General features: G+C 52.1%; 28 protein-coding genes and 1 rRNA gene. 17 read left to right on the top strand and 12 right to left on the bottom strand.

Going from position 1 to position 25,023, the window contains the following annotated elements; translation table 11 throughout:
• Positions 1-115: 115 nt before the first annotated feature.
• From fliF to fliR, 13 genes are all read left to right on the top strand, one after another.
• Positions 116-1,885, top strand: coding sequence for a flagellar basal-body MS-ring/collar protein FliF (gene fliF / locus BMY49_RS11205; RefSeq protein ID WP_044629574.1), 1,770 nt, complete (start codon positions 116-118; stop codon positions 1,883-1,885).
• Positions 1,878-2,882 (top strand): flagellar motor switch protein FliG, encoded by a 1,005-nt coding sequence (gene fliG / locus BMY49_RS11200; RefSeq protein ID WP_074211207.1) that lies wholly within the window; start codon positions 1,878-1,880, stop codon positions 2,880-2,882. Before fliF ends, fliG begins: the two co-directional genes overlap by 8 nt.
• Positions 2,875-3,639, top strand: coding sequence for a flagellar assembly protein FliH (locus BMY49_RS11195; RefSeq protein ID WP_044629576.1), 765 nt, complete (start codon positions 2,875-2,877; stop codon positions 3,637-3,639). Before fliG ends, BMY49_RS11195 begins: the two co-directional genes overlap by 8 nt.
• 4 nt (positions 3,640-3,643) lie before the next feature.
• On the top strand, positions 3,644-5,032 hold the full coding sequence (fliI, locus tag BMY49_RS11190) for a flagellar protein export ATPase FliI (RefSeq protein WP_044629577.1): 1,389 nt from the start codon (positions 3,644-3,646) through the stop codon (positions 5,030-5,032).
• Entirely contained in the window at positions 5,033-5,485 is a 453-nt protein-coding gene (gene fliJ / locus BMY49_RS11185; protein WP_044629578.1) for a flagellar export protein FliJ, read from the top strand. It begins immediately after the preceding gene.
• 22 nt (positions 5,486-5,507) lie between these two features.
• Positions 5,508-6,782: a flagellar hook-length control protein FliK gene (locus BMY49_RS11180; protein WP_074211208.1), complete on the top strand. Its 1,275-nt coding sequence runs from the start codon at positions 5,508-5,510 to the stop codon at positions 6,780-6,782.
• A 159-nt stretch (positions 6,783-6,941) separates the two neighbouring features.
• Entirely contained in the window at positions 6,942-7,418 is a 477-nt protein-coding gene (gene fliL / locus BMY49_RS11175) for a flagellar basal body-associated protein FliL (protein ID WP_089675597.1), read from the top strand.
• 21 nt (positions 7,419-7,439) lie between these two features.
• Positions 7,440-8,495 (top strand): flagellar motor switch protein FliM, encoded by a 1,056-nt coding sequence (gene fliM, locus BMY49_RS11170; protein WP_044629580.1) that lies wholly within the window; start codon positions 7,440-7,442, stop codon positions 8,493-8,495.
• The gene (gene fliN, locus BMY49_RS11165) at positions 8,492-9,010 is read left to right on the top strand and encodes a flagellar motor switch protein FliN (RefSeq protein WP_044629581.1); all 519 of its coding nucleotides are present in this window, start codon (positions 8,492-8,494) and stop codon (positions 9,008-9,010) included. Before fliM ends, fliN begins: the two co-directional genes overlap by 4 nt.
• Positions 9,007-9,444 carry a flagellar biosynthetic protein FliO gene (fliO, locus tag BMY49_RS11160; RefSeq protein WP_054641148.1) on the top strand — a complete coding sequence of 146 codons (438 nt, stop codon included), beginning with the start codon at positions 9,007-9,009 and terminating at the stop codon, positions 9,442-9,444. Before fliN ends, fliO begins: the two co-directional genes overlap by 4 nt.
• Positions 9,445-9,491: 47 nt before the next feature.
• A complete protein-coding gene (gene fliP / locus BMY49_RS11155) occupies positions 9,492-10,220 on the top strand; it encodes a flagellar type III secretion system pore protein FliP (RefSeq protein ID WP_089675601.1) in 729 nt (242 codons plus the stop codon).
• A gap of 27 nt (positions 10,221-10,247) precedes the next feature.
• The gene (gene fliQ / locus BMY49_RS11150; protein ID WP_044629584.1) at positions 10,248-10,517 is read left to right on the top strand and encodes a flagellar biosynthesis protein FliQ; all 270 of its coding nucleotides are present in this window, start codon (positions 10,248-10,250) and stop codon (positions 10,515-10,517) included.
• Positions 10,518-10,520: 3 nt separating this feature from the next.
• Entirely contained in the window at positions 10,521-11,312 is a 792-nt protein-coding gene (gene fliR / locus BMY49_RS11145; RefSeq protein ID WP_062360429.1) for a flagellar biosynthetic protein FliR, read from the top strand.
• 52 nt (positions 11,313-11,364) lie between these two features.
• Here fliR and flgL read toward each other — a convergent pair whose 3' ends face one another.
• From flgL to flgB, 11 genes are all read right to left on the bottom strand, one after another.
• Positions 11,365-12,657 (bottom strand): flagellar hook-associated protein FlgL, encoded by a 1,293-nt coding sequence (gene flgL / locus BMY49_RS11140; RefSeq protein ID WP_089675596.1) that lies wholly within the window; start codon positions 12,655-12,657, stop codon positions 11,365-11,367.
• An 18-nt stretch (positions 12,658-12,675) separates the two neighbouring features.
• A complete protein-coding gene (gene flgK, locus BMY49_RS11135) occupies positions 12,676-14,619 on the bottom strand; it encodes a flagellar hook-associated protein FlgK (protein WP_054641144.1) in 1,944 nt (647 codons plus the stop codon).
• A gap of 63 nt (positions 14,620-14,682) precedes the next feature.
• Complete coding sequence (gene flgJ / locus BMY49_RS11130; protein WP_089675595.1) at positions 14,683-15,705, bottom strand: flagellar assembly peptidoglycan hydrolase FlgJ; 1,023 nt, start codon at positions 15,703-15,705, stop codon at positions 14,683-14,685.
• On the bottom strand, positions 15,705-16,760 hold the full coding sequence (locus BMY49_RS11125; protein WP_244154957.1) for a flagellar basal body P-ring protein FlgI: 1,056 nt from the start codon (positions 16,758-16,760) through the stop codon (positions 15,705-15,707). Before BMY49_RS11125 ends, flgJ begins: the two co-directional genes overlap by 1 nt.
• A gap of 114 nt (positions 16,761-16,874) precedes the next feature.
• A complete protein-coding gene (locus BMY49_RS11120) occupies positions 16,875-17,564 on the bottom strand; it encodes a flagellar basal body L-ring protein FlgH (RefSeq protein ID WP_083026288.1) in 690 nt (229 codons plus the stop codon).
• A 37-nt stretch (positions 17,565-17,601) separates the two neighbouring features.
• A complete protein-coding gene (flgG, locus tag BMY49_RS11115) occupies positions 17,602-18,384 on the bottom strand; it encodes a flagellar basal-body rod protein FlgG (protein WP_089675594.1) in 783 nt (260 codons plus the stop codon).
• Positions 18,385-18,414: 30 nt separating this feature from the next.
• Entirely contained in the window at positions 18,415-19,173 is a 759-nt protein-coding gene (locus BMY49_RS11110; protein WP_089675593.1) for a flagellar basal body rod protein FlgF, read from the bottom strand.
• A 29-nt stretch (positions 19,174-19,202) separates the two neighbouring features.
• Positions 19,203-20,738, bottom strand: a complete 1,536-nt coding sequence (gene flgE / locus BMY49_RS11105) for a flagellar hook protein FlgE (protein ID WP_089675592.1) — start codon at positions 20,736-20,738, stop codon at positions 19,203-19,205.
• Between the two features lie 32 nt (positions 20,739-20,770).
• Positions 20,771-21,460: a flagellar hook assembly protein FlgD gene (locus BMY49_RS11100; RefSeq protein WP_089675591.1), complete on the bottom strand. Its 690-nt coding sequence runs from the start codon at positions 21,458-21,460 to the stop codon at positions 20,771-20,773.
• A gap of 2 nt (positions 21,461-21,462) precedes the next feature.
• The gene (flgC, locus tag BMY49_RS11095; protein ID WP_058576990.1) at positions 21,463-21,873 is read right to left on the bottom strand and encodes a flagellar basal body rod protein FlgC; all 411 of its coding nucleotides are present in this window, start codon (positions 21,871-21,873) and stop codon (positions 21,463-21,465) included.
• A 25-nt stretch (positions 21,874-21,898) separates the two neighbouring features.
• On the bottom strand, positions 21,899-22,327 hold the full coding sequence (gene flgB / locus BMY49_RS11090) for a flagellar basal body rod protein FlgB (protein WP_089675590.1): 429 nt from the start codon (positions 22,325-22,327) through the stop codon (positions 21,899-21,901).
• 195 nt (positions 22,328-22,522) lie between these two features.
• Between flgB and flgA the strand changes: the two genes are divergently transcribed.
• From flgA to BMY49_RS11070, 4 genes are all read left to right on the top strand, one after another.
• Positions 22,523-23,236: a flagellar basal body P-ring formation chaperone FlgA gene (gene flgA / locus BMY49_RS11085; protein ID WP_089675589.1), complete on the top strand. Its 714-nt coding sequence runs from the start codon at positions 22,523-22,525 to the stop codon at positions 23,234-23,236.
• Between the two features lie 85 nt (positions 23,237-23,321).
• Positions 23,322-23,588, top strand: a complete 267-nt coding sequence (flgM, locus tag BMY49_RS11080) for a flagellar biosynthesis anti-sigma factor FlgM (RefSeq protein ID WP_089675588.1) — start codon at positions 23,322-23,324, stop codon at positions 23,586-23,588.
• Positions 23,589-23,596: 8 nt separating this feature from the next.
• Complete coding sequence (locus tag BMY49_RS11075; protein ID WP_089675587.1) at positions 23,597-24,046, top strand: flagella synthesis protein FlgN; 450 nt, start codon at positions 23,597-23,599, stop codon at positions 24,044-24,046.
• Between the two features lie 71 nt (positions 24,047-24,117).
• The gene (locus BMY49_RS11070; RefSeq protein ID WP_089675586.1) at positions 24,118-24,831 is read left to right on the top strand and encodes an SDR family NAD(P)-dependent oxidoreductase; all 714 of its coding nucleotides are present in this window, start codon (positions 24,118-24,120) and stop codon (positions 24,829-24,831) included.
• 113 nt (positions 24,832-24,944) lie between these two features.
• On the opposite strand, the gene rrf is transcribed toward BMY49_RS11070, so the two are convergent.
• Positions 24,945-25,023: ribosomal RNA gene (gene rrf, locus BMY49_RS18250) — 5S ribosomal RNA — on the bottom strand; the annotation flags it as partial.

Here is a 25,023-nt window from a genome sequence, read left to right as displayed (position 1 = left end):
CACAATTCCGCTTCATTTTTTTAGCGAATAACCGCGATTGACGGATATAGCCTATGCCTTCTTTGGTGATGCGCCTGGGCCGACACCCGTTTTGCCTGCCCTTCTGGAGGGACGCATGAGCGAAACTGGTGCTACGGCAGGCCGTCAAAACAGCACGACACCAAACGCCTCTCGCAGTGGAGCGGCGGAAAACGAATCCAGCAACCCCTCTGCCTTGGCGCGCACCATGAAACAGCTGCGCGGCAATCCGTTAGTGGTTGTATTGATTGCGGCAGCGGCCTCTATCGCCGTTGTGGCTGCTTTATTTATGTGGGCTAGCAGCCCAGAGTACCGTGTGCTTTACAGCAACCTGAGCGAAGCGGATGGCGGACGAATTATTTCGGAGCTTGATAGCCGCGGCGTACCCTATCAGTTTAGCCAGGGGGGCCAGGCACTGCTGGTGCCCGGCGAGCAGGTGCATACACTTAGGCTCCAGTTAGCTGAGCAAGGCTTGCCCCGCGGTGGCAACCTTGGCCTAGAGCTTATGGAAACCCAAGCTTTTGGGATTAGCCAATTTGCTGAGCAGGTGAACTTTCAGCGTGGCCTGGAAGGCGAGCTTTCACGCTCTATCGAATCACTAGGCCCCGTCGAAAGTGTGCGCGTGCATCTATCGATGGCAAAGCCGTCCGTCTTTATCCGTGACCGCGAACCTGCCAAAGCCTCTGTGGTGTTGAATCTCTTGCCAGGTCGCGTCCTTGGCGAGGGGCAAGTTAGCGCCATTGTGCACATGGTATCCAGCAGTGTGCCTGAGCTTGCTGCTGAAGATGTGACGGTGGTTGATCAGAACGGCCGCCTACTCACTGCCAATAGCGCCCAGGGTAATGACCTGGATGGTACGCAGTTAGCATACATCAGCGAAGTGGAGCGCTCCTATCAGCAGCGTATTGAGAACATTCTTTCGCCCATTGTTGGCAGCAACAATGTTCGCGCCCAGGTAGCGGCACAGATCGATTTTTCACGCCGCGAGCAAACCTCCGAGCGTTACAGCCCAAACCAAGCGCCTAACGAATCAGCAGTCCGCAGCCGTCAGCTTAGCCTCTCTTACGATGGCGAAGATCCATTGGCCACCGGCATTCCTGGGGCGTTAAGCAATACTCCTCCCGGGGTAGCCCCCTCCCCCATCAACCAGCTAGACCCGGAAGAGGGTGATGTTGCGGACGATGCAGGTACCGAACCAGGCGCTTTGCGCAACCTGCGCCAAGAAGATGTCGTTAATTACGAAGTAGATCGTAGTATTGAGCATATTCAGCACCGCCTTGGCCAGATACAACGCCTCTCAGCGGCGGTTGTTGTTAACTTTCGCGACGTCACTAATGAAGAAGGTGAGGTTGAACAAGTCGCGCTCAGCGATGAAGAGATCGCCCAAATTGAGCGTTTGGTGCAACAAGCAATGGGGTTTTCGGATCTGCGCGGCGATCAAGTGGAAGTGGTTAACACCCCCTTCGCTGGCGATGATGATACCCGCGTCGAACCGGTCTGGTGGCAACATCCCGACAACCTAGCGATAGCTGCCAATTTGGGGCGCTACTTACTAGTTGCGCTAGCCGCATTGCTACTCTACCTGCTGATTTTGCGCCCATTAATCAAACGCTACACCCAGCCGCCCGTGATGGCCGCTGCTGTGCCTGGAAGCACGTTAAGCACCCGTGTTGGTAGCGACGAAGATGACCAGGAAAGCGAGGCTGAAGGCGAGGGCGATGATGAGGCCACCTATAGCAACAAGCCCAAGCGTCGTCGCAAAACGTCGCTTTACGAACACAATCTTAACGACCTGAGAGAAATGGCCCAAGAAGACCCCCGTATGGTCGCGATGATTATTCGCAGCTGGATGAACGCTAATGACTAGCATTGCTGAAATGGGTGGCGCGCGTAAAAGTGCCATTCTCCTGCTGGCACTGGATGAAGACAGCGCCGCCGAGGTCTTCAAGTTCCTCAGCGCCAGCGAAGTGCAAGAGATCAGTACCGAAATGGCACGGCTTCACCAAGTTTCGCATGAAGACATGAAAGCCGTGCTGGAAGCGTTCCACCGTGAAACCGAAGAGTTCGTGGCGCTGAACCTCAACTCGAGCGAGCACATTCGCTCGGTGCTGACCAAAGCGCTCGGCAGTGAGCGGGCTACCAGCCTCATCGAAGACATTCTCGAAACCACGGGCGAAAACTCAGGTATCGATGCCCTGAACCTGATGGAAGCGTCCATGGTCTCCGAGCTCATCCGCGACGAGCACCCGCAGATCATTGCCACCATTCTGGTACACCTGGACCGCCATCAGGCGGCCGATATTCTCGAGCTGTTCGAAGAGAAACTGCGCAACGATGTCGTCCTGCGGATTGCGACGTTCAGTGGCGTACAGCCGGCGGCTCTCCAAGAGCTCACCGAGGTACTCACCAGCATGCTCGACGGTCAAAACCTCAAGCGCAGCAAGATGGGCGGCGTAAGAACGGCAGCAGAGATCCTCAATTTGATGAACTCTGCTCAGGAAGAGGTGGCCATCGAAACCGTCCGCTCGCACAGCGAAGACCTTGCCCAGAAGATCATCGACGAGATGTTCCTATTCGAGAACCTACTCGACCTGGACAACCGCGCGATTCAGATGGTACTTCAGGAAGTGGAGACCAACTCGCTGGTGGTGGCGCTCAAAGGCGCTCAAGATGCCCTGGTGGACAAATTCCTACGCAACATGTCGCAGCGCGCCGCCGACTTGGTTCGCGAAGACATGGAGGCTCGCGGCCCTATCCGCATCTCGCAAGTGGAAACCGAGCAGAAAGCGATTCTACAAATTGTGCGGCGCTTAGCGGATTCCGGAGAGATCGTCCTGGCGGGCGGAGACGACGAGTATGTCTAATACTCATTCGCCTGAATTTGATCGCCACGGCGAGTGGCGACGCTGGCAAATGGATGAGCTGGTAACGCCTGCTAGTGATAAATCTCCACAAAATGCCTCAGGCCCCACGGCTCACCAGCGCAAAGTGGAAGCTGCCCAACGCGCCGCCGCAGAAGCAAGGGCACGCGAGGAAAAACAGCGGCAAGAGGTTTATGAGCAACTTCGCCAAGCAGCCGAAGAAGAAGGCTATCAAGCGGGCCTGAAACGCGGGCACGAAGAGGGCCTTACTAAAGGCCTGAGCGAGGGACGCGACCAAGCAGCCGAAGAGCTTAAAGAGCAAATTCGTCAAACGGTCGCACCGCTAGGATCATTGGCAAAGCAGTTTTCAGATGCCCTTGAGCGTCTTGATGACACAATCGCCCATGATCTTGCTGAACTTGCCCTGGCAACAGGCAAACAGCTAGCAGGAGACGCGCTAACTGAGCATCCTGAGCATATTTTGTCCATCGTTCGCGAGCTGCTGCATACCGAGCCACCGTTAGTCGGCAAACAGCGTTTATGGCTTAACCCAAACGACCACGACTTGGTTGAAGAGCATCTTGGTGGCGAGCTAGAGGCTGCTGGCTGGGTACTGCAACCCGACGATCAGTTGGCCCGTGGCGGCTGTCGCGTTACCAGTGCCCAAGGCGAACTGGACGCGACGTTTGAGAGCCGCTGGCAAAATATTAATGCACAACTGCGCAAACGACATAGCAACAACGCGACGCCGTCCGAGTAACGCGATGAATCACTCCACTTGCCCTCACCAACACCGCTGGCGTAAGACACTGCAGCGCACCAGCCAGCGTGTGAGCCGACTCCCCCACTACCGAACCAGTGGGCGGGTTGTGCGCGCGACAGGCATGGTGATTGAGGTGGTTGGCTTACGAGTGGCGGTAGGTAGCGCTTGCCACATTGAACTGCCAGGAGCAGATGGCCGGCTAAACGATAGCCACAAGCATGCAGAAGCTGAAGTCGTCGGCTTTTCCGGTGAAAAGCTGTTCTTAATGCCGCTAGAAGAAATCTCTGGCCTGATGCCAGGAGCACGGGTTACTCCTCTTGTTGATGGCAATGGCCACAGTGCCCGGCGCTTCCCAATAGGCGACGAGCTTTTAGGCCGCGTACTGGATGGTAATGGTAACCCGCTAGATGATCGTGAGGGTGTTGAGGATGCCCAGCGCACCACCTTGCAATCCAGGCCACTTAACCCGCTGTCCCGGGCGCCCATTGATGCTCAAATCGATGTCGGCATTCGTGCTATTAATGCCCTACTAAGCGTTGGCCGAGGCCAGCGCATGGGCCTATTTGCCGGCTCAGGCGTCGGTAAGTCAGTACTGTTAGGCATGATGGCACGCTATACCCAGGCCGATGTGATCGTCGTTGGCTTGATTGGTGAGCGTGGCCGTGAAGTACAGGACTTTATTGACAATATCTTGGGGCCAGAAGGGCGCCGACGCGCTGTTGTTGTCGCCGCGCCTGCAGATACCTCGCCGCTGCAACGCTTGCAAGGGGCCGCTTATGCCACACGTATCGCCGAAGGGTTTCGGGACTCTGGCCGCAACGTGCTGCTGATAATGGACTCCCTAACACGCTATGCCATGGCACAGCGAGAGATCGCGTTAGCTATTGGCGAACCCCCTGCCACTAAAGGGTATCCGCCCTCCGTCTTTGCCAAGCTACCCGGCTTGGTAGAGCGGGCGGGCAATGCTGAGCGAGGCGGTGGCTCCATTACCGCGTTCTACACCGTACTAACTGAAGGCGATGACCAGCAGGACCCGATCGCTGACTCCGCCAGGGCCATTTTGGATGGTCATATCGTCCTGTCGCGGACGCTGGCAGAAGCCGGGCACTATCCTGCTATTGATATAGAAGCCTCTATCAGCCGTGCAATGACCGCCATCGTGACGCAGGAGCAGCAGCAAAAAGCGCGTACCTTTAAACAGATTTTTTCACGCTATCAGCGTAACCGCGACCTGATCAGCGTAGGGGCCTACAGCCCAGGTCATGACCCGCGGCTGGATGAAGCGGTGAATCGCTTCCCAGCCTTAGAGCGGTTTCTTCAACAGAACATTGATGAGTGTGCAACGGTTGAGGAGTCCTACCAAGCCCTGCACACGGTAGTGGGAGGCTAAATGAGTCATAACCAGCTTGATATGCTGACGGACCTGGCCCGTGATGCTCGTGACCAAGCAGGAAAACTGCTGGCCCAAGAGCGTCAAACCCAACAGCAAACGGAAGCCCAGCTGCAGTCACTCAACCGCTACCGAGTAGAGTATGCGGAGCGTTTGCAGCACGCCATGCGTGACGGCATTGACCCCGCTACCATGTATAATTATCAGCAGTTCTTAGCCTCGTTGGATGCCGCCCTTGTGCGTGCTAGGCAAGCACTGACTGCACAGCAAAAACGCGTACAACAGAGCCAGCAGCATTGGCAACAAGAGCAGCGCAAGCTCTCTTCTTACGATACACTGGCCTCACGTAGGCTATTAGAAGAGCATCGCCGCCAAGCGCGTTACGAGCAAAAAGCAACCGATGACTTTGTCACTAGTCGTGTAGCTCGCCAACAGTCTGATAAACCACTTTAGCGCCGGGTCAGGAAGCCTATCCATGAATATTCAACTGTTACTTTCTGCGAACCCCAGCCAGGGCAGTGGCACATCAGCCTCACAAGCGACGGAGGCTCAAGGCTTTCCCACTGGGCTATTCCGCCAAGCCATGCTGCAGGCGACAGACCCCCAACGCCCAATGGGCGCACTTTCTAACGCTCCATCCACCGGTGGAGAACAGGCGCTGCGTGATTTTACCTCGCTCCTAGAATCGCTGGGTATTGAGCTCAATCAAGAGGAGATTGCAGAGCTTTTTGCTCAGCTACAAACGGCTGAACAAGGCACCCCAGAACCGCTAATAGCATTAGCTGCAGCGGCGGCTACCGACAACACGTTAGACATGCCATCACCTGCTCTACAGGAAATTTCCAGTCGGCTGACATTAGTCGCTGCCTTTACTGATGACGCTGGCCTACCGTCCCCCACTACTACCCAAACAACGTCTGTCGCCGCTATCGCCGAACAGTTAGCGATTGGCAAAAAAGACGCGATAGCTCTCATCAATGCTTACCAACAGCTATCGGGTAGCACAGGACCTAATGGGTCTGCTCAGCGCCCTGAAACGCTCAGCCAGCAAATAGCAGCGCTTTCACTGGGTAATGCTGCTAATACAGATACGAGCACTCAGCAGACAACCTCAAATACGCTTGCCGCACCAACCATGCAAACAATGGCCACCAGTGTGCACGTCAGCAGTGAAGCCATGGCTAGCGCTCTGGCCTCTGGAGAAGCAGCAGCGCGCATTAGCGGCAGTAACGAGCTAGCATTTAACCTGCCTAGCGCTAACGCCGCACCACAGCCTATTGCTGCAGCAACGGGAGCCTCACTGCCCTCCTCTATCGGCACCCCTGTCTCTCACCCCGCCTGGCCGTCACAGCTAGGTCAACAGCTCGTTCAGCTTATCCAGCGAGGGGGGGAGCAGCATGTTCAAATGAAACTACATCCTGCTGAGCTTGGGCCACTTTCTATCTCGTTAAAAATGACAGAACACGGCGCACAAGCTCAATTTTTATCCGCTCACGCTCAGGTTCGGCAAGTGATTGAACAAGCGATTCCTCAACTGCGTGAAGCACTGGCGGAACAAGGAATTTCACTAAGTGACACATCAGTGGGTGAGCAAGGCTTTTCTAATCAACAGGAAGCGTTTGCTCAGCACAGCACAGGCTCAAGCGCTGGTGGTGAAAGCGGGGTCACTAGCGTTGAGGGTGAAACCGGGACGCCTGTACCTGTGGGTTCCTCCATCGCACTCGATGGACGTGTGGACCTTTATGCTTAAAGCATAGCCACGCTATAAGTATGGTTTAATTGTGAGCACCGTGTTAACTAGCTAAACCAAAAGATAGGCTCTCCAAGAGAGCCTGTTCGTTTCTTCATTATCACCCGCGTTAGGCATAATGCTTGGCTAGCGTCATGTGCGAACATCATGGGAACAACGATGGCAGAATCAAGCGGCGGATCTAAAAAACTGCTCTGGGTAATGATCATTCTCGTACTGCTTTCCTCTGCAGGGGCAGCAGCGGCTATTTATCTAGTGCTGGATCAGCGCAACAGCAGCGACAGTGGCGAAGCTCAACAGCAAACGGTCGAGCTTACCCCCCCTGTGTTTACACGCATTGAGCCATTCACTGTTAATTTAGCTGATGACCGCTATGGTTCACGCCTGCTCTATACGGGTATTACGCTGCGAGTGGGTAACGAACAGAGTAAAACAATTATCGAAGAGCATATGCCGCAAGTGCGCAGCCGCTTACTAATTCTGTTATCGGGCAAACAAGCCAACGAACTCACCTCGACAGAGGGGAAAGAGGAGCTGGCTCAGGCAATTATTAGTCGTTTGAACGTACCCCTCACCGAAAATCAGCCCCCCCTAGATCTAAGGGAAGTGCTGTTTACCGAATTTATTGTGCAATAACCTCGGGAACTGGAGCCGTTCATGTCACAGGACGATCTACTGTCCCAGGAAGAAATTGACGCCTTACTAAAGGGTGTCAGTGGAGACGAAGAGCCCTCTCCGGCGTCGTCCAAGTCTCAGGACGAAACAAAAATTCGACCGTATGACCCGTCGACTCAACATCGGGTCATACGCGAACGTCTGCATGCGCTTGATTTTATTAATGAGCGTTTTGCTCGTTATTTCCGCAACGGGCTATTTAACCTAATTCGTCGCAGCTCAGACATCACTGTCGAGTCCGTGCGCTATCAAAGCTTTAGCGACTTCTCACGTAACGTTCCGGTGCCGACCAACCTCAACATCGTGTCGATGAAGCCGATGCGGGGCTCTGCATTGGTGGTATTTCCACCAAATCTCGTGTTTATGGTAGTAGACAACCTGTTCGGTGGAGACGGGCGATTCGTTACGAAATCAGATGGGCGCGAATTTACCAATACCGAACAACGTATTATCCAGCGCCTGCTCAATCTTGCGATTGATGCCTATCAAGAAGCTTGGAAGGTAGTATACCCGATAGATGTCCACTTCCTACGCTCCGAAGTCCAGTCTAAATTCGCCAATATTACTAATTCACCTAATGAGATTGTGGTCAATACCAAGTTCAATATTGAGGTAGGCAACCTATCCAGTAGCTTTCAGATTTGCATGCCCTACGCAATGATTGAGCCGCTGCGCGATCTATTGGTTAACCCGATTAACGATAGCAATCATGACAGTGATGGCTCTTGGTCACGTCGCATGGCCAGCGAGCTGCGCCAATCTGAAGTTGAGTTGGTCGCTGACTTTGCGCAGATTCCGAGTCGAATTGCTCACGTCATGGGGCTAAAAAAGGGGGATGTTCTGCCGATGGACATTCCCAGTACGATCACCGCCAGCGTTGACGGCGTCCCTGTGATGGAGTGTGAATACGGCAGTCAACGCCAGCAGCGCGCCCTGCGTGTTGTGCGTATGATCGACCATGCTGCTATGAATAACGTATCGTCCAAGGACTTTATTAAAGGTTCAACGCGACAGAAAGCCAAGGAACCCAAAGCATGACTGACCCTAATAAACCCGATCAAAAAGTCTCTGATGACGATTGGGCGGAAGCCATGTCTGAGCAAGAAGAGCCGTCGTCTAGTGCTGATGCCGCAAGCGATGATGATGACCCCTGGGCAGCTGCCATGGCAGAGCAGGAGGCTGCAGAGCAGGCCGATACGGAAGATGAGCCTGAATCAGAGGCACCTCAAGCCAAGCCAGCCAGCGACGATGTATTTCGCCCGCTGAGCGCAGAAAAAAGTGCGACTCCCTCCCGTGATCTTGAGATGATCATGGATATTCCGGTTAAGCTTACCGTTGAGTTAGGGCGCACCAAACTGACGATTAAGCAACTATTAGAGCTCGCTCAAGGATCTGTCATTGAGCTGGAGGGGTTAGCGGGTGAGCCAATGGATATCCTGATCAATGGCTACCTAATTGCTCAGGGGGAAGTAGTAGTTATCGAAGATAAATACGGTATCCGTATTACTGAGATTATTACACCATCCGAGCGCATTCATAAACTAAACCGATGAGTGTTGCGACCTCTAGTGCGCAAGCCCCCCTTGAGGCATTAAGTGGCGGTGATGCATTAATCGGCATGGCGGCATTAGGCAAAACAGCCGCCGCACTAGCGTTGGTGATTGCCATTATTTTGCTGTGTACATCGCTGCTCAAACGCTGGCAGCATCATCGCTATGACCATGGTGCACGTTTACGCATCGTAGGTACCACCGCAGTAGGCAATCGCGAGCGAATTGTGGTTGTCGAAATTGAAGACACATGGCTCGTTCTGGGCGTTAGTGGTGGCCGCATAAGTAAACTACACGAACGTCCAGCGCCTACTGATCGTACATCATCCACTCCCCCCCGTCCGCCGACCCGCTTCTCACAGCGTTTAGCTAACGCTATAGCTAATAGTCGCGGCAAGGGCGACAGTACTTCCTCAGACTCTCAGCATACCTCATGAAATACGCTCAGCATTTTGCCTGGCTCTATTCGCGTCACTGGTGGCTGATGAGTATTCTCATCATCGGCTGCCTCGTGGCTTTTCCTAGCCACGCCCAGCAACTACCGGGGTTAGTCTCGCAACCAACGGAAGGTGGTGGTCAGCAGTGGTCTCTCTCTCTACAAACACTGCTGCTCTTAAGCTCGTTGGCGTTCTTGCCAGCAATGCTGCTGATGATGACCAGCTTTACCCGCATCATCATTGTACTCAGCCTGCTAAGGACAGCGATGGGTACTCAAGCTACGCCGCCTAACCAGGTACTGCTGGGGATCGCGCTCTTTTTAACGTTTTTTATTATGTCGCCAGTACTTAACCAGGTATATGACACCGCCTGGGTGCCGTTGACGGATGAGGTGATCAATTTTGAAGAGTTCCTGCTTCGCGCGCAGCTACCTTTCCGAGAGTTTATGCTGGCTCAAACACGGGAGCCAGACCTGGCCCTATTTGTTCGTTTAGCCGATGTGGGCCCCTTGCAAGGGCCAGAAGAACTACCAATGCGCGTCTTGCTACCTGCCTTTGTCACCAGCGAGCTCAAGACGGCCTTTCAAATTGGCTTTACCATCTTTATCCCTTTTTTGATCATTGACCTTGTAGTGGCCAGTACGCTAATGGCGTTGGGGATGATGATGGTTCCACCGATCACTATTTCGCTGCCATTTAAGCTCATGCTTTTTGTATTGGTTGACGGCTGGCAGCTCATTATTGGTTCGTTGGCAGAGAGCTTTTATATGATTTAACGTCGCGGGGCGACGAGGAGCGTAATCATGACACCCGAGATGGTGATGAGCGTCGCTTATCAGGGTATGCGCGTGACACTTTTTCTAGCTGGTCCTATGCTGTTAGCAGCACTATTTACAGGTCTGATTATTAGCCTGTTCCAGGCCGCTACCCAAATAAACGAGATGACGCTGACATTTATCCCGAAAATCTTAGCGGTGTTTGCCGTTCTGGTACTAGCGGGCCCCTGGCTCATCGGCTTAATTACCGACTTCACGACGCGGCTATTTACCAACATACCCGCAATGGTGATGTAGCCTGTGGTTGAAGTAACATTTGCCCAGCTTCAGGGGTGGCTGGTGGCCTTTTTTTGGCCCTTTGTGCGTATTACGGCCTTTATGACAGCGACGCCTTTATGGGGCCACTCCAGCGTTCCCAATCAAGCTAAAGTAGCGCTTGCCGCAGTGATCGCCGTCGTCATTGCTCCCGTTCTCCCACCGATGCCCAGTGTACCGCTCATGTCTTGGGCAGGTCTGGGCATCATCATTGAGCAAATGCTGATCGGTATTGCGATTGGGCTGGTGATGCACATTATGTTTGCCGTTGTCCAAGCGGCCGGTGAGTTTATCGGCCTTCAGATGGGGCTCGCCTTTGCGAGCTTCTTTGACATGTCTAGTGGCACCAACATTATGGTGCTATCACGCATTCTCTATATGGTCACCCTGCTCATGTTTCTCGCCTTTAATGGCCACCTGATGGTGTTAGAAACACTAGTGATGAGCTTTGAAACACTTCCAATTGGAATTGGCAGCCTTAATCCTAATGCGTTTGAACTACTGGCACGCTACGCAGGTACTATCTTTGCTTCCGGTATGCTGCTCGCTTTGCCTCTGGTAGCCTCGTTGCTCATTATTAATCTGTCGCTAGGCATCCTAAACCGTTCAGCACCGCAGCTAACCGTGTTTAATATTGGCTTTCCCACCTCGCTCACCGTTGGCATAGTGTTGCTCATGGTGCTAATGAGCGATATCGGCAGCTTTCTTCAGCAGCTGTTTAGCCAGGGAATTAGCTTTACGCAAAGCCTGATTGAGACCATGGCGCCCTTAAATTAATGCCCCGGCACATGGCCAGGGCATAGCAAAAGAGTGACTGCTCGCTAAGACATTACATAAAGTCAAATAGCGACATCCCCTTAATATCCACAAACGCTTTTTGAGAAGCCTGCAGACCAACCTGACGCAAGCTGTATTCTGAAATAGCATCAGCGTAGTCCAGATCCACCAAGTCAGAAAGCGTCTGCTCATAATTGAGCATCCGGTTACTACCTACTGCATCCACCACGTCTAGCTCGTTTAGTTTTGCCCCAGCCGAAGCGCGCACTGTTAGAACATTATCAAGGGCATTATCTAGATCTCGCATAGATGTGTTTAGCGTATTACGCAATTCTGCTTTTTCCGCACCGGTAGTGGCGGGACTTTCTAAAACACGTATTGCTGCTTCCATGGTGCGGAACAGATCCGCAGGGCGCTGCTCGCTACCTGACTGGGCAACAAGAATCTCGTCGTCAGGCTCAGCGCTGCCAGTGAGTGTGACATTAACACCCCCAAAACTAAGCTGCTGACCTTCACCGACATATTCTCCTGTAACCACCAAATCAGCAGGATCTTCCTGCCACTCGCCTTCACTAAAACGCTGCACTTGGTAGCTGACGCCGCTATCCACCGTCGTATCTTCATTAAACACAACACGGTAGCTGTCGCCATACCCAGGGTCATTGACATTACTCACCTGTGGGCCACTAAACGTTATGCTACCGCCATTCCTTCCCAGCACACCGGCGATCGGCTGACCACCATCGCTGCTTTTTACTGCCTCTGCTACGTAACCCGCACCACTTGGCACACTTTGAAATATTGAAATGCCATTTTCAGTAACCGGCATTAAGCGAGAGGCATCAATACGCTGCTGGCGAGCGTTATCATCCCCTTTATACTCAATATTGCCTTCACTATTTTTAACAAAGGGAGGCGCATTATCAGCATAGCCACCAAATAAGTAACGTCCGTTACCATCAGTCGCGTTTGCTTGGCCGATCATGGTTTCGTAAATACCTTTTAACTCGCTGGCAATCGATTCTCGGTCAACATCGCTTAAGGTATCGCTTGATGCTTGAACTAGTCTTGTCTTTGCACTAATAACAGAGTCACTGATGCTATTAAGTATACTCTCTGTCTGTGCTAGAGAGTTACGCGCAGATACGCGAGAGTCTTCAAACTGTTGGGTAATCGCCTTAGATTGATCAACACGCACGGCGCGCGCTGCTGACTGTGGGTCGTCCGAAGGGTTAACCACACGGCGCCCGCTAGCAATCTGTTGACTAATTTTTAGAAAGTCATTCTGCTGACGGTTAATTGAAGCCGTACTTTGTTCATACATGGTAACGCTGCTAATACGCATGAGGCAGACTCCTAACCGTTAGCTACGTAAGCCTAAAATAGTGTCAAAAATAGTAGAGGCCGTATCGATGACGCGGGCATTGGCTTGATAAAACTGCTGAAAGCGAATCAGATTTGCCGCTTCTTCATCCAGGTTAACACCAGACTCCGACTGCTGCACTGCACGCAGCTGATCAGTTAAACCTTGGCGTGCATCAAGGTTGACCTGAATAATGTTGGTACGATTTCCCACATCGCTGACCAGCGCCCCATAAGCTCCACTCAAAGAGGCAGAGCCACCTACGATATCCTTACTCTGGAGGTCTTGGAGTGCTAAGGCATTGCGATTGTCGCCTGCAGCAGAGCTCGCTTGCTGAAATGTGAGAGCCCCTTCTGTAGACACATCAGCTAAAACAAAAGATACACCATCAATAGTTATTTCATCGTCCGCAGCCAATACAGCTGCGACTGCACCTGCCGAATCTTGAACGACTCCATTAGCATCTAAGATTCGCGCTTCGCCGTTAACAGAGACCTGACCAGTATACCCACTGACAGATAAGTGTTGATTGGCATTAAATTCAATTTCCAGTGATTCCGACGTATTGGCAAGCGCATTCTCATAGCGAACATTGCTCACCTCTAGGTCTCCACTCTGCTCAACTAAGCTACCTGCAGCAATTTTATCTAAGTCTGAAACAATGGCTTCCATTCCACCAGCGGCACGTCGTAGTGGTTGAATTTCAAAGCTATCGCCATTTTGGGCAAGATTAATATCGTTGAAATTGACATCAACACCGGCAAAACTTAGAACATTGTCGCTAAATGACCATTCATCAGCCTCTAGCGCCTCACCGGTATCCTTTCTAATCACTTCAAACTCTTCAGTCGATGCATTAATAACACGCACCGTATAGTCGGTTGCTCGTAATGCGCTAGTATTCGCAGAGTCGATCGTAGCGCTGACCTCTGCGGATCCCTTATTATCTGTATTATAGTAAGCATTAGATTGACCAATACTAAAAAACTCTTGGCCCTGCTCACCGTTCAGGTCAACACCTTTTTGGTGCTGCGCATTAAATTCGAGTGCAATAGAAGCCGCCAACTGCCCTATCTGATTCTGCGTTTTATCTAATGTCTCAGCTCGAAAGCTCATTAAGCCACCTAATGAGCCACCTGTAATTAAACCTTCATCTAGGCTGACAAGATTGCCATTACCACGAGCCCCTTCACGGTAGCCAACGACCATCCGTTGTGGATCATTCGGTGATGTAACAGCTTCGAGTTTATAGACAGTATCTCCCGTAACAAGCGGCTGCCCATTGGGGAGTGTGAGGTTGTAAGTATTGCCATCTTGAATATTAAGACGCAAGTTCATCTTTTCATTCAACTCGGAGATCAGCTGGTCGCGCTGATTCAGCAAGCTATTTGGTGCCTCACCAAGCTGTGCACGCGAAAGTGCTATTTCACGGTTAATATTAGCAATCTGGCTTGTGGTGTTATTTATTTGGGTAATTTCGTCTTTAATTTGGCCGTTAACGCCTGATTGTAAATCCTGCAGATATCCATCAAACGAACGGAATTGAGCCGTTAGCGTATCAGCAGCGCCAAGCACGCCTTGTCGGGCGGCAGGATCCGAAGGAGCACTTGCTAAATCCTCAAGAGCGGAAAAGAAATTCTGCATCAAAGGAGAGAGCCCTGCTTCACGATCTGCAAGCAAGTTATCGATCTGAGAGATTTGCGTATTGTAGGTCTCTAGGGCTGTTGATTGCGACTTGGCATTGTTCAATTGCGCGGCAACGAACGTATTGAACTGACGCTCAATATCTGCAACGCGGACACCGGCATTGTTCCGGCTTTCATTGAGTACCGTAATCTCTCGATTGTAGCCAGGAGTATAGACGTTACTAATGTTGTTGCTCGTTGTATTGAGGGCATTCTGCGCCGCATTGAGGCCGCTTAAGCCGATCGAAAACATGCTCATGGTTCAATTCCTTAGGCCGATTTTCTACCTATCGGCAGTGCGCAGAAAAACTTGAATAGTTGCCTAGCGAGAATCCGCCAACAGGCTACCCGCAGAACTCAGCGGCCCCATCGTATTCATTACCGATACCAGCTTATCGGCATAGCGCGGGTCGGTGGCATAGCCGCCACGCTGTAACTCACGCGCTGCTTGCTCTGCGTTAGACGCCTGTACAACACCGGCGTAACGCGGATTGTTGCCGATCAGGTTGGCATAATCGGTAAAGGCATGCTCAAAGGAGTCATACACACGGAACGTATCAACGATTTGAGTACGACGGCCATTTACATACTCGTGGGTCACGATATCGGTCGTTTTACCTTGCCACTGGCTACCCGCTTTAATACCAAACACGTTATAGCTATTGTGGCCTTGCTGGGTCGCTATCTCATGCTGACCCCAGCCCGTCTCTAGGGCTGCCTGAGCCAAAATGAGCTCAGCAGGTACGCCAGTTGCAGCACTAGCCGCCTGAGCAGGCGTGGCCAGCGTTTGCATGAAACGCTCGACGTGGTCGTGTGAAGAAGCCGCCGGACGCGGGGCTTCTGCCAGCGTGGCGGGTGCGCTGCTCGCTTCCCGTTGGCGAATAGCGTCTAGCTCGTTATAAAACTGGCCGCTGCCCGTGCTGTTAGGAGCCTGTTGTCCACTTTCAGGCTGTAACGGACTATCCAGAACGCGCGGTGTCCCACGAGGAATACCCGCAATTAACGCCTGAAGTTCTTGGTCAGGGTTGGTGACTTGCCCGACCGCCCCCTGGCGCTGAAGCTGTTCCACTAGCGCATCGGCTAAACCAATCCCACGAGAAGCCATGACTTGCGACCACTGCTGGTCCAACATGGATTGATAAAATGTCGTATCTCTGCTCTCCAACAGCCCTGAGGTAGGCGTAGCATCTCGCATGCTCTTTACCATCATTTGGATAAAGAGCGCTTCAAACTGCTGAGCCGCGCCTTGCACACCCGCTTCAGGATCAACGCGCGCATTATGCTGCAGCCGCTGGAAGCCGTTCATATCCAGCGCGAACTGGCTGGTCATATCGCCCATGCTCATCAGATGATCTCCAGCTCAGCACGCAGAGAGCCTGATGCCCTCAACGCTTCTAGAATCGACATTAAATCCTGAGGTGTCGCACCTAATGCATTCAGTGCATTCACCACGTCTGCCAAGTCGGCTCCTTCAACAATTTGCAGGTAGGCTTCCTGCTGCTCAATATTGATATCCGCATCAGGCACTACAACGGTTTCACCCTCCCCGAGTGGGTTAGGCTGGCTAACACCAAATTGGGTATCAATCATAATCGACAGATTACCGTGGGCTACTGCGGCTCTACGCAGGGTAACTGCGCTGTTCATAACCACAGAGCCTGTACGTGCATTGAGCACCACTTTGGCGGGTGCCTCAGTTGGTGTTAGCTGAACATTCTCAACCCGAGCCATAAAATTAACCCGAGCGTTGGCATCCATTGGGCCATCGAGGGCAATGACTCGGCCATTGCGTGCATAGGCAACAGACTGGCCGAACTCATTGTTAATTGCCGTTACCATGCGCTGAACGGTGCCAAAATCAGCGTCGTTCAGCTGCAACTCTAGCACCCCACCGTTGCCACCAAGATTGAGCGGCACTTCACGCTCAACAAGAGCCCCGTTCGGAATGCGACCAGAGGCCTGCTGGTTAATCTGTACGCTACTACCACCCGCCTGCGCACCGGCGCCGCCCACTAACATATTGCCCTGGGCAATCGCATAGGTATCGCCATCGGCACCTTTAAGTGGCGTCATCAATAGTGTGCCACCACGCAGGCTACTGGCGTTGGCAATCGAAGAAACAACGATGTCAAGACGCTGCCCTGGACGGGAGAATGGCGGTAGATCTGCAGTCACCATCACAGCAGCGACATTGCGCAGCTGAAGGTTGGTTCCAGGCGGAACGGTCACGCCTAACTGCGACAGCATGTTGGTTAAACTTTGGCTGGTGAACGGCGCTTGGGTGGTTTGGTCACCGCTGCCATCTAACCCCACCACCAAGCCATAACCAACAAGCTGGTTATCACGAACACCAGCAAAGCTCGCTAGCTCGCGCACCCGCTCGGCGTGTGCTGGCAGCATCACAAAACAGAGAGCCAACAGAGTCGCGAAGCGCGCGGTTGCTTGAATCCGTTGATACACCTTCCACTGCATAGCCATTTCACCAGGTCTCTGTTGTCGAACTTATTAACACGCCTAGAACGGCGACACATTGAGGAAGAAGCGCTGCAGCCAACCCATATGCTGCGCTTCATTAATATAGCCATCGCCAACATACTCAATCCGCGCATCAGCCACCTGGGTGGAGGGCACGGTATTTTGAGCCGTGATGGTGCGAGGGTTTACTACGCCTGAAAAGCGAATAAACTCAGTTCCCTGATTAATAGCAATCTGCTTTTCACCCCGCACACGGAGGTTGCCATTATTCATGACCTCCAGCACCGAGACCGTAATCGTGCCTGTAAACGTATTGTTCGCTTGGGAGCCACCGCCTCCCGTAAAGTCATTGGCCGCCTCAATATCAAAGCCATACTCCGCCAGGGTATCTAGCACGTCGGGCAACTGAGTTAGCTCCAGACTTGCACTACCAGCACGGTTCGCATTGGACTGAGAGTTCTTACTAGCGCTGACTTCTTCATCCAGCACAATGGTCAGAATATCTCCTATCGTGCGCGGCCGACGATCTTCAAAAAGCGGCTGATAGCCGCGACGCGCCTGATAAATAGAGCCATTAGGAACAGGTGGCGGACGGTCGATGATAGTGATTTGCTCTTGTTCGCCGACGACAGAGGCACGCGGGATTTGCGCGCACCCTGCAGTAACCAAAACGACCAGCGCTAGGCTAGCGAGTATGCAGCGGCGTAACACAACGTTTAATTCCAACATAACGCGACCCGTTAAGATGCCCTGATGATCAATGACATTAGAGCTGACTCAGTCGCGCTAGCATTTCGTCACTGGTGGATACAGCCTTGCTATTAATTTCATAAGCACGCTGTGTTTGAATCATATTCACCATTTCTTCCACAACGTTTACGTTAGAGGTCTCTACATAACCTTGAAAGAGTCGTCCGGCACCGTTATTGCCAGGCGCATTCTGGTTAGGTGCACCGGAGGCACCGGTCTCCAGATAAAGATTTCCACCAATGCTTTCTAAGCCAGCGGGATTAATAAAAGAAGCAACGTTAATCTGCCCAATATCAGCATCCTGAGCGATACCAGGTTGACGAACACTCACGGTACCGTCTTCACCGATGTTGACCGATAGCGCATTGGCAGGCACAAAGATAGCTGGCTCCAGCGGGTAGCCATTCGCCGTGACCATCTGGCCATTTTCATTGAGTTGAAAACTGCCATCGCGGGTATAGCCAAGCGTCCCGTCTGGCATCAACACTTGGAAAAACCCCTCACCATCAATCGCTAGATCACGGGAATTACCTGTCTCTTCCAAGCTGCCCTGCGTATGCAAACGCTCGGTGGCAACGGCGCGTACACCCGTACCAATCTGCATACCTGACGGTAGGCGGTCCTGAATATTGTTCTGGGCCCCAGGCTGGCGCATATTTTGGTAGAGTAGGTCTTCGAATACCGGGCGCGAACGTTTAAAGCCATTGGTGCTGACGTTCGCCAAGTTGTTCGAAATAACATCTAGTTTGGTTTGCTGAGACTCTAGCCCGGTCTTGGCAGTCCACAAAGACTTAATCATACGTAAATTCCTTTGGCTGAGTGGCTGCGATTAGCCCTGAATAGATAAAATACTGTTAGCTCGCTGAGCATTTTCATCCGCCGTACTTAGCATCTTCATCTGCATATCGTAGCGGCGCGCCACGTCAATCATGGAGACCATGGCATCCACGGCGCTGACGTTACTGCCCTCTAGAGCGCCACTTACCAGACGCGCCTCTTCATCAGCTTGAAGTACGCCTGGCGCACCATCATCGCCAGGAGGCGCCCTGAACAAACCATCCTCACCACGCTCCAGGGCCTGTTCATCCGGTGTAACGAGTTTGATGCGGCCAACGTCCACCATTGCCTCAGGGCCCTCTCCTTGAGGAATGGCACTAATCGTGCCATCTGCCCCAAATGAGATTTGCGCGCCCTGTGGAACAGCAATCGGCCCAGCGTCCCCCATCACAGGGCGGCCCACGCTAAGTAGCACACCGTCGCTATCGAGCTGCAAATCACCGCGACGGGTATAGGTCTCTGTGCCATCTTCTGCTAATACCGCCATCCAGGCGTTTCCTTGCATGGCCACATCTAACATACGTCCAGTTCGCTCGATGGGGCCTTGTGAGAAATCCGTACCCGGCGTGGTTGTCACCGCCGACACCCTTGTTGGCAGGATACCTGCGCCCTCGATGGGTACCGAGCGCGCAGCCTGCAACTGAGCACGAAAACCAGCGGTGGATACATTCGATAGGTTATTGTTCACTACCGATTGCTGGTCCATCGTGTGTTTAGCGCCACTCATGGCGGTGTATAGCATGCGGTCCACAGCACTAACTCCTTATCAACAAACGATCATCAAAGATTAATAATGGTCTGCAGGAGCTCGTCCTGAGTGCTGATCGACGTCGAGTTCGCTTGGTAGGCACGCTGCGCAACAATGGTATCCACCAGCTGTTTAGCAAGATCAACGTTAGAGTTCTCTAACACACCAGATTCGATGGTACCAAAAACGCCGGTACCACCAGTACCTAGAATGCCGATACCCGATGCGTTAGTTTCACGCCATGCATTATCACCTATAGACTGTAGACCTTCTTCGTTAGCGAAGTTAGCCAATACAATTTGCCCCGCATCGCGGCGCTCTTCATTGGTATAAATACGAATAACACGACCCTCGCGCGTTATTTCTAAGCCAGCAAGGCTGCCAGAGGTATAACCATCTTGCGTGAGCGTATTTTGTACAGAGTTATTGTTAAATTGTGTAGTACCGGTCAAAGTAAAGTCATAATTAAGCGGGTCTGCACCATCACCCACGATAAATTCTAAATCTGCAAAGGCTTTTGTAGCACCTGGATTATCAGCTGCTGTTGCACTGAATGCATCAGCAGCGGCTTGGCCATTGGCTGATGCACCATTTTCTGCAAGCGCAGCAGGAGTACCGGGAGTGCCGGGAGTGCCGGGAGTGCCGGGAGTGCCGAAAGTAAGTCGATACCCAGCATCCGCAACACCTATAACCGCATCTTCATCTCGAGCTCCAGTTACTCCTACATCACTATATTTAAGGAGTTGGCCATTGCTGTTAAACCTTAGCCAAAAAGAATTATCCAAATCGACTGGCCCAACATTAGGATCCCCATCAAATGCAAGCTTCCCATCGACGGCTTGAAATGCTTTCCAGGTATTATCATCTACCTTTTCATAGTACATTGTGACATTTCGTTCATTTCCCAAAGAATCGAAGGTAGTGAAACTATTTGAGTAATGATACGAAACATCGATTTCGAGTGGATCGCCATTAGCATCATACGCGCCGTCATTATCGACTGTTATTAAAGCCCCATTTCCATCCACCGCTTGAACAGTTGCTTGCTGCAAACCCTGCCCAGGCACTGTGCTCGCATCCAGGTTATAGGTAGCCGTCACATCAGCAGTCGCCTTTGCGGGAATATCAGCTGTTGGAATATTTAGTGCTTGAGGAGCTCCGCCTGGAACAACAGCTGAAAAAGGATCATTAGGATCAGAAAGGCCATAACCTGTTAACCGTTGCCCTGACGCATTGACCAAAAACCCTTGATTATCTTGGCTAAACTGGCCATTACGAGTATAAGCGATTTCACCGTTAGCTTGTTCTATACGATAAAAACCTTCGCCTGCCACCGCTAGATCCAACGTGCGACCTGAGGTTTCCAAATCGCCTGCCGTAAAGTCTTGACGAACATCCGAAATTTTTACCCCCAGACCCACTTGGCTACTTGCACCGGCAAATACATCAGAAAATATTGCACCTGAGCTTTTAAAGCCTACGGTTTGCGAGTTAGCAATATTATTGCCGAGAATTTTAAGGTTTTCGGACTGGGCATTCAGACCACTTAATGCTTGAGAAAAGCTCATTTTTTTCTCCTAGAAACAGGCTATGTTAGAGATCAAAGAATTTGTTTCACGTCATTCAGGCTGATTTGCCCGTAAATGGCCCCAAGGTCCAGCCGAACACCGCCATTGCCATCGTTGGGTGTCACGCTATTAACAATGGCGTAGTTAAGGGCAGTAGACTCAATCACTTCGCCTTCGGCGTCCGTTGCTTCTAGCTGCACTGTATAGCGATTACTGGCGACAACATCACCCTGATCATTTTTTCCATCCCACTGGAAAGACTGCACGCCCTCTTCAACAGAGCCCAAGTCGTAGCGACGGATTACCTGGCCGCCTTGACCCAAAATCGTTGCCTGCACATTTGCTGCTGGTTGCGCTAGCTCAATACCAAAGGGCGTAGAGTAAGGCTGGCCTTCACCATCCTGCTCCAACATGATCTGACGACCAGGCACCATGACGCCTTGGCCAATTAGCCCACTCGCCTGCAGCGCCTGGTTGGCATTCATTTGGCTGGTAATGCTTTCCAACGTCGAGTTGAGCTGCTCAATGCCACTGACGGTGTTGATTTGAGCAATCTGTGACGTCATCTCCGCGTTTTCCATCGGCTTCAGAGGATCTTGGTTCTGAAGCTGGGTGATAAGCAGCGTCATAAAACTATTACGTAGCTCTTCTGACTGGCTCTGCTGTAGTTGAACGCCACCACCATTAATATTGGATAACGTTGCTGGGTTAATTGTGCTCATCGTTAGCCCTCACCGAGCGATAGAGTCTGAACCATCATCTGCTTGGTTGTGTTGAAAACCTCTACGTTGGCCTGATAGGAGCGCGATGCCGAAATCATATTGACCATCTCATGGACCGGCTCAACATTCGGCTTAGCAACGTAGCCATCTTCATCAGCCGCTGGGTGGTTCGGCATATACTCCATGCGCAGCGGTGAATCGTTTTCCACAACCTCAGTAACCCGGACGCCGCCAACACCGTAGCGGTTAGACTGTGCCTGGGTTTCAAACATCACCTGCTTTGCGCGGTAGGTTTCACCATCGGGCCCTGCCACGCTATCGGCATTGGCCATGTTGCTTGCCGTTACATTCATACGCTGCGCTTGGGCGCTCATCGCAGAACCGGCAATATCAAACGCTGAAAACATCGACATCGCTTATTTTTCTCCTATTACTAGGTTATTCAGGTTGCATCGCATTTTTCAGACCCTGAATACGACGGTTCATAATGGTGAGCGCCGCCTGGTAGCGCACAGCGTTATCCGCGAACTGGGTTCGCTCACGGTCCATATCCACCGTATTGCCATCTAGACTTGGCTGGTCAGGAATTCGATACAGCAAATCTGCACTTCCTGCGCCTTGCCAGGCAGGCCCCTCACCCGCCAAATGGCGATCGGAGGTACGCGCCAATGCCAAGCCACCGTTCTGCTGCTGGGCCTGGCTGCCGTCCACGGCTTTCTTCAGCTCGCTGGCAAAGTCAATGTCGCGCGCCTTATAGTTGGGCGTATCCGCATTGGCAATGTTAGCGGCTAGCACTTGGTGACGTGCTTGGCGCAGGCCCAGCGCCTGCTGATGGAAGTTAAAGGCAGATTCAAGCTGATCAATCATGCCGACCCTCGCTCGCTGAGAGGCAGAAATAAACCGGAAATTGTTGATGATGAATAATATGCTCCACTCTTTCACCTTAAAGCATGGAACAGCTACCGTTTACACCAGCATTTCCCATGATGCGTAGGATACTTTTGCATTACACTCCCATGCTGATGTTTACCATCTGATTTTCTATACTGGGCGACTTTACCCATGCGCTATTTGCTGCACATTGTTGCACGCTACTCAGCAGTTAAGTCATTGTTGTTACTGCTATGTGTTGGCCTATCCCAACCCTCCTGGGCAGAAACAAGCGATCAGTCACTTGTTGAAAGCGTCCAGCAATTTCTCTATCAAGAAGCACAGGCCCTGGGACAAGAGGCAGTCATCAATATCGCACCGCCATCCCCCCATTTACCCACCTGCATACAGCCAACACCCTTTCTTACTAACCCTAACCAAGCTCCTATTGGGCGTGTTTCTGTAGGCGTTAGGTGTGGAGCTGATGGGCGTCAAGTACGCTACCTGCAGGCAGAAGTAGATGTCATTGGCAGCTACGTTGTGGCAAGCCAAGATATTGATAGAGGCACGTTGGTTACCGCAGCTATGCTCGACCAGCGAGAAGGCAACCTTAGCGATTTATCTAGCCAATCGCTGACCGACCAGGCCGATATTGTCGGCAAAGTAGCTCAGCGGCCTATCCGTAGTGGCAGCACGTTTCAGGCGCATTTCCTGCAAGCACCTAGCCTCGTGGAACGCGGGCAGCGCGTAACAGTCATAGCAGAAGGAACTGGCTTTCGTGTCTCTCGAGAGGGGGAGGCGCTTGCTGATGGGGCACAAGGAGAAACCATTCGTGTGCGTTTTGGTTCTCGTGAAATAATGACGGCGCGGGTGATCGGCCAAGGCACATTAATGGTGGATTTTTAGCCTAAGACCTAAAGTGTTTAGCATCTAGGCCGATAGATAGTAATACAGCGCGCGGCGCCCCAACGTTGACGATGAGGCCAACAACGTGAAAATTGATAACCTTAATCCGCTGCTTCGCAATACTCCAGCGCAGCAGCGTGATGACGCACAGAAGGTAGGTGAAGCAAAGCAGCCTGAAACGGGTAATACTACCCGTGAAGCGACTCAGCTCAGCCAATCTAGCATCGATAGCAGCCAGGATATCGACATGGCTAAGGTACAGGAAATTCGTGATGCTATTCGTAAGGGACGGCTCGAAGTGCGTGCCGACCGTATTGCGGATGGTCTAATTGCCAACTTGAAAGATCAGTAAATCTACCTATGAGCCTTTCACGCCTACTCTCCAGTCAGTTGCAACGCCTCGAGGATTTGATTGCTTTACTCTCCAGCGAACAAGAGCAGTTGACCAAAGGCAGTATTGATGGCGATATATTGACTGATATCGCGGGTAAGAAACAGGCGCTTCTAGAAGAACTAGAACGCATGGAGGTATTACGTCGCGGTGTACAGGCAAAGCTTGGCTATCCAGAAGGCGCTCCTGGCGCGAAGCTGGCGGCCACAGATGCTGAATGCCTAGCAACCTGGGAAAGCTTGCTAGAAAAAAGCGAGCGGGTTTCACGAATGAATGCATTAACCGGGCAAATGCTCTCATTGCGTATGAAGCATAACCAGGAGATGCTGGACTACATTCGCCAAATTGCAGAAAAAACGCTCTACAAGCCCAACGGGCGCAATAGTGCTCAGCCGGGCCGCATTAATGCCTCTGCTTAACAAGCAATCATAGACAAATACTATACAAAGCGCTTCAATGGGAACAATATCGTTCACCATCGGAGCTTGTTATGCTGCCTCATCTTCCAGAAGGTTTCACCGCCGTTGTGGCAGGTGCAAATGGCGGTATAGGAAGCGCCATACTGCAAAGCCTGCTTTCATCTCCGCAAACAGGGCATGTGATTGCGGTTAGCCGCTCCCCCCTCGTTTTTGAACATCCCAAGCTTGACTCAATCACTGCGGATATCACCACCACCACAGGCCGACAAGCACTCTGTGAAAGGGTAAACGGCCGACCTGTCCACCTACTCTTCAACGCGATCGGGCTGCTTCACGATGCCTCCCAAAACATACAGCCAGAAAAGCGCCTGGAGCAGTTGGATGAAGTATCATTTGCCCAGGTGATGCATATTAATGCGGCAACCCCAGCCCTGCTACTCGCTGCTCTAAAGCCTTCTCTACAGGGCAAGCACGCTACCATTATTGCCAGCCTTTCTGCTCGTGTAGGATCTATCACTGACAATGGGTATGGTGGCTGGTATAGCTATCGTGCTAGTAAAGCCGCGCATAATATGCTGTTGAGAACCGCCGCTATTGAGCTTAAGAGGCTTAATAAACAGTCGATTGTTCTCTGCCTCCAAAAGCCTTTTCAAGCCCGTGTACCTACCGAAAAGCTATTTAGCGCAGAGTTCGTGGTGAAACAGTTAATTGACGTCATGGCCAAGCGCTCGCAAGAGACGACCGGCAGCTTCTGGGACTGTGCAGGTGAACCTATTGACTGGTAAAAGCAGAGCAAAAAAGCCCCGAGCACAGTATGCACGGGGCTTGAGGCTTGGCGCGCTTATCGAGCGCGCAACAAAAAACCCAGCCGATGGGCTGGGTTCTTTGCGGTATAAGTGCCTGACGATGACCTACTCTCGCATGGGGAGACCCCACACTACCATCGGCGCTAAGCGGTTTCACTGCTGAGTTCGGCA

It is taken from the genome of Vreelandella aquamarina (genome assembly GCF_900110265.1).
GTDB lineage: Bacteria > Pseudomonadota > Gammaproteobacteria > Pseudomonadales > Halomonadaceae > Vreelandella > Vreelandella aquamarina.
This window is presented reverse-complemented; position numbering and strand designations above follow the sequence as displayed.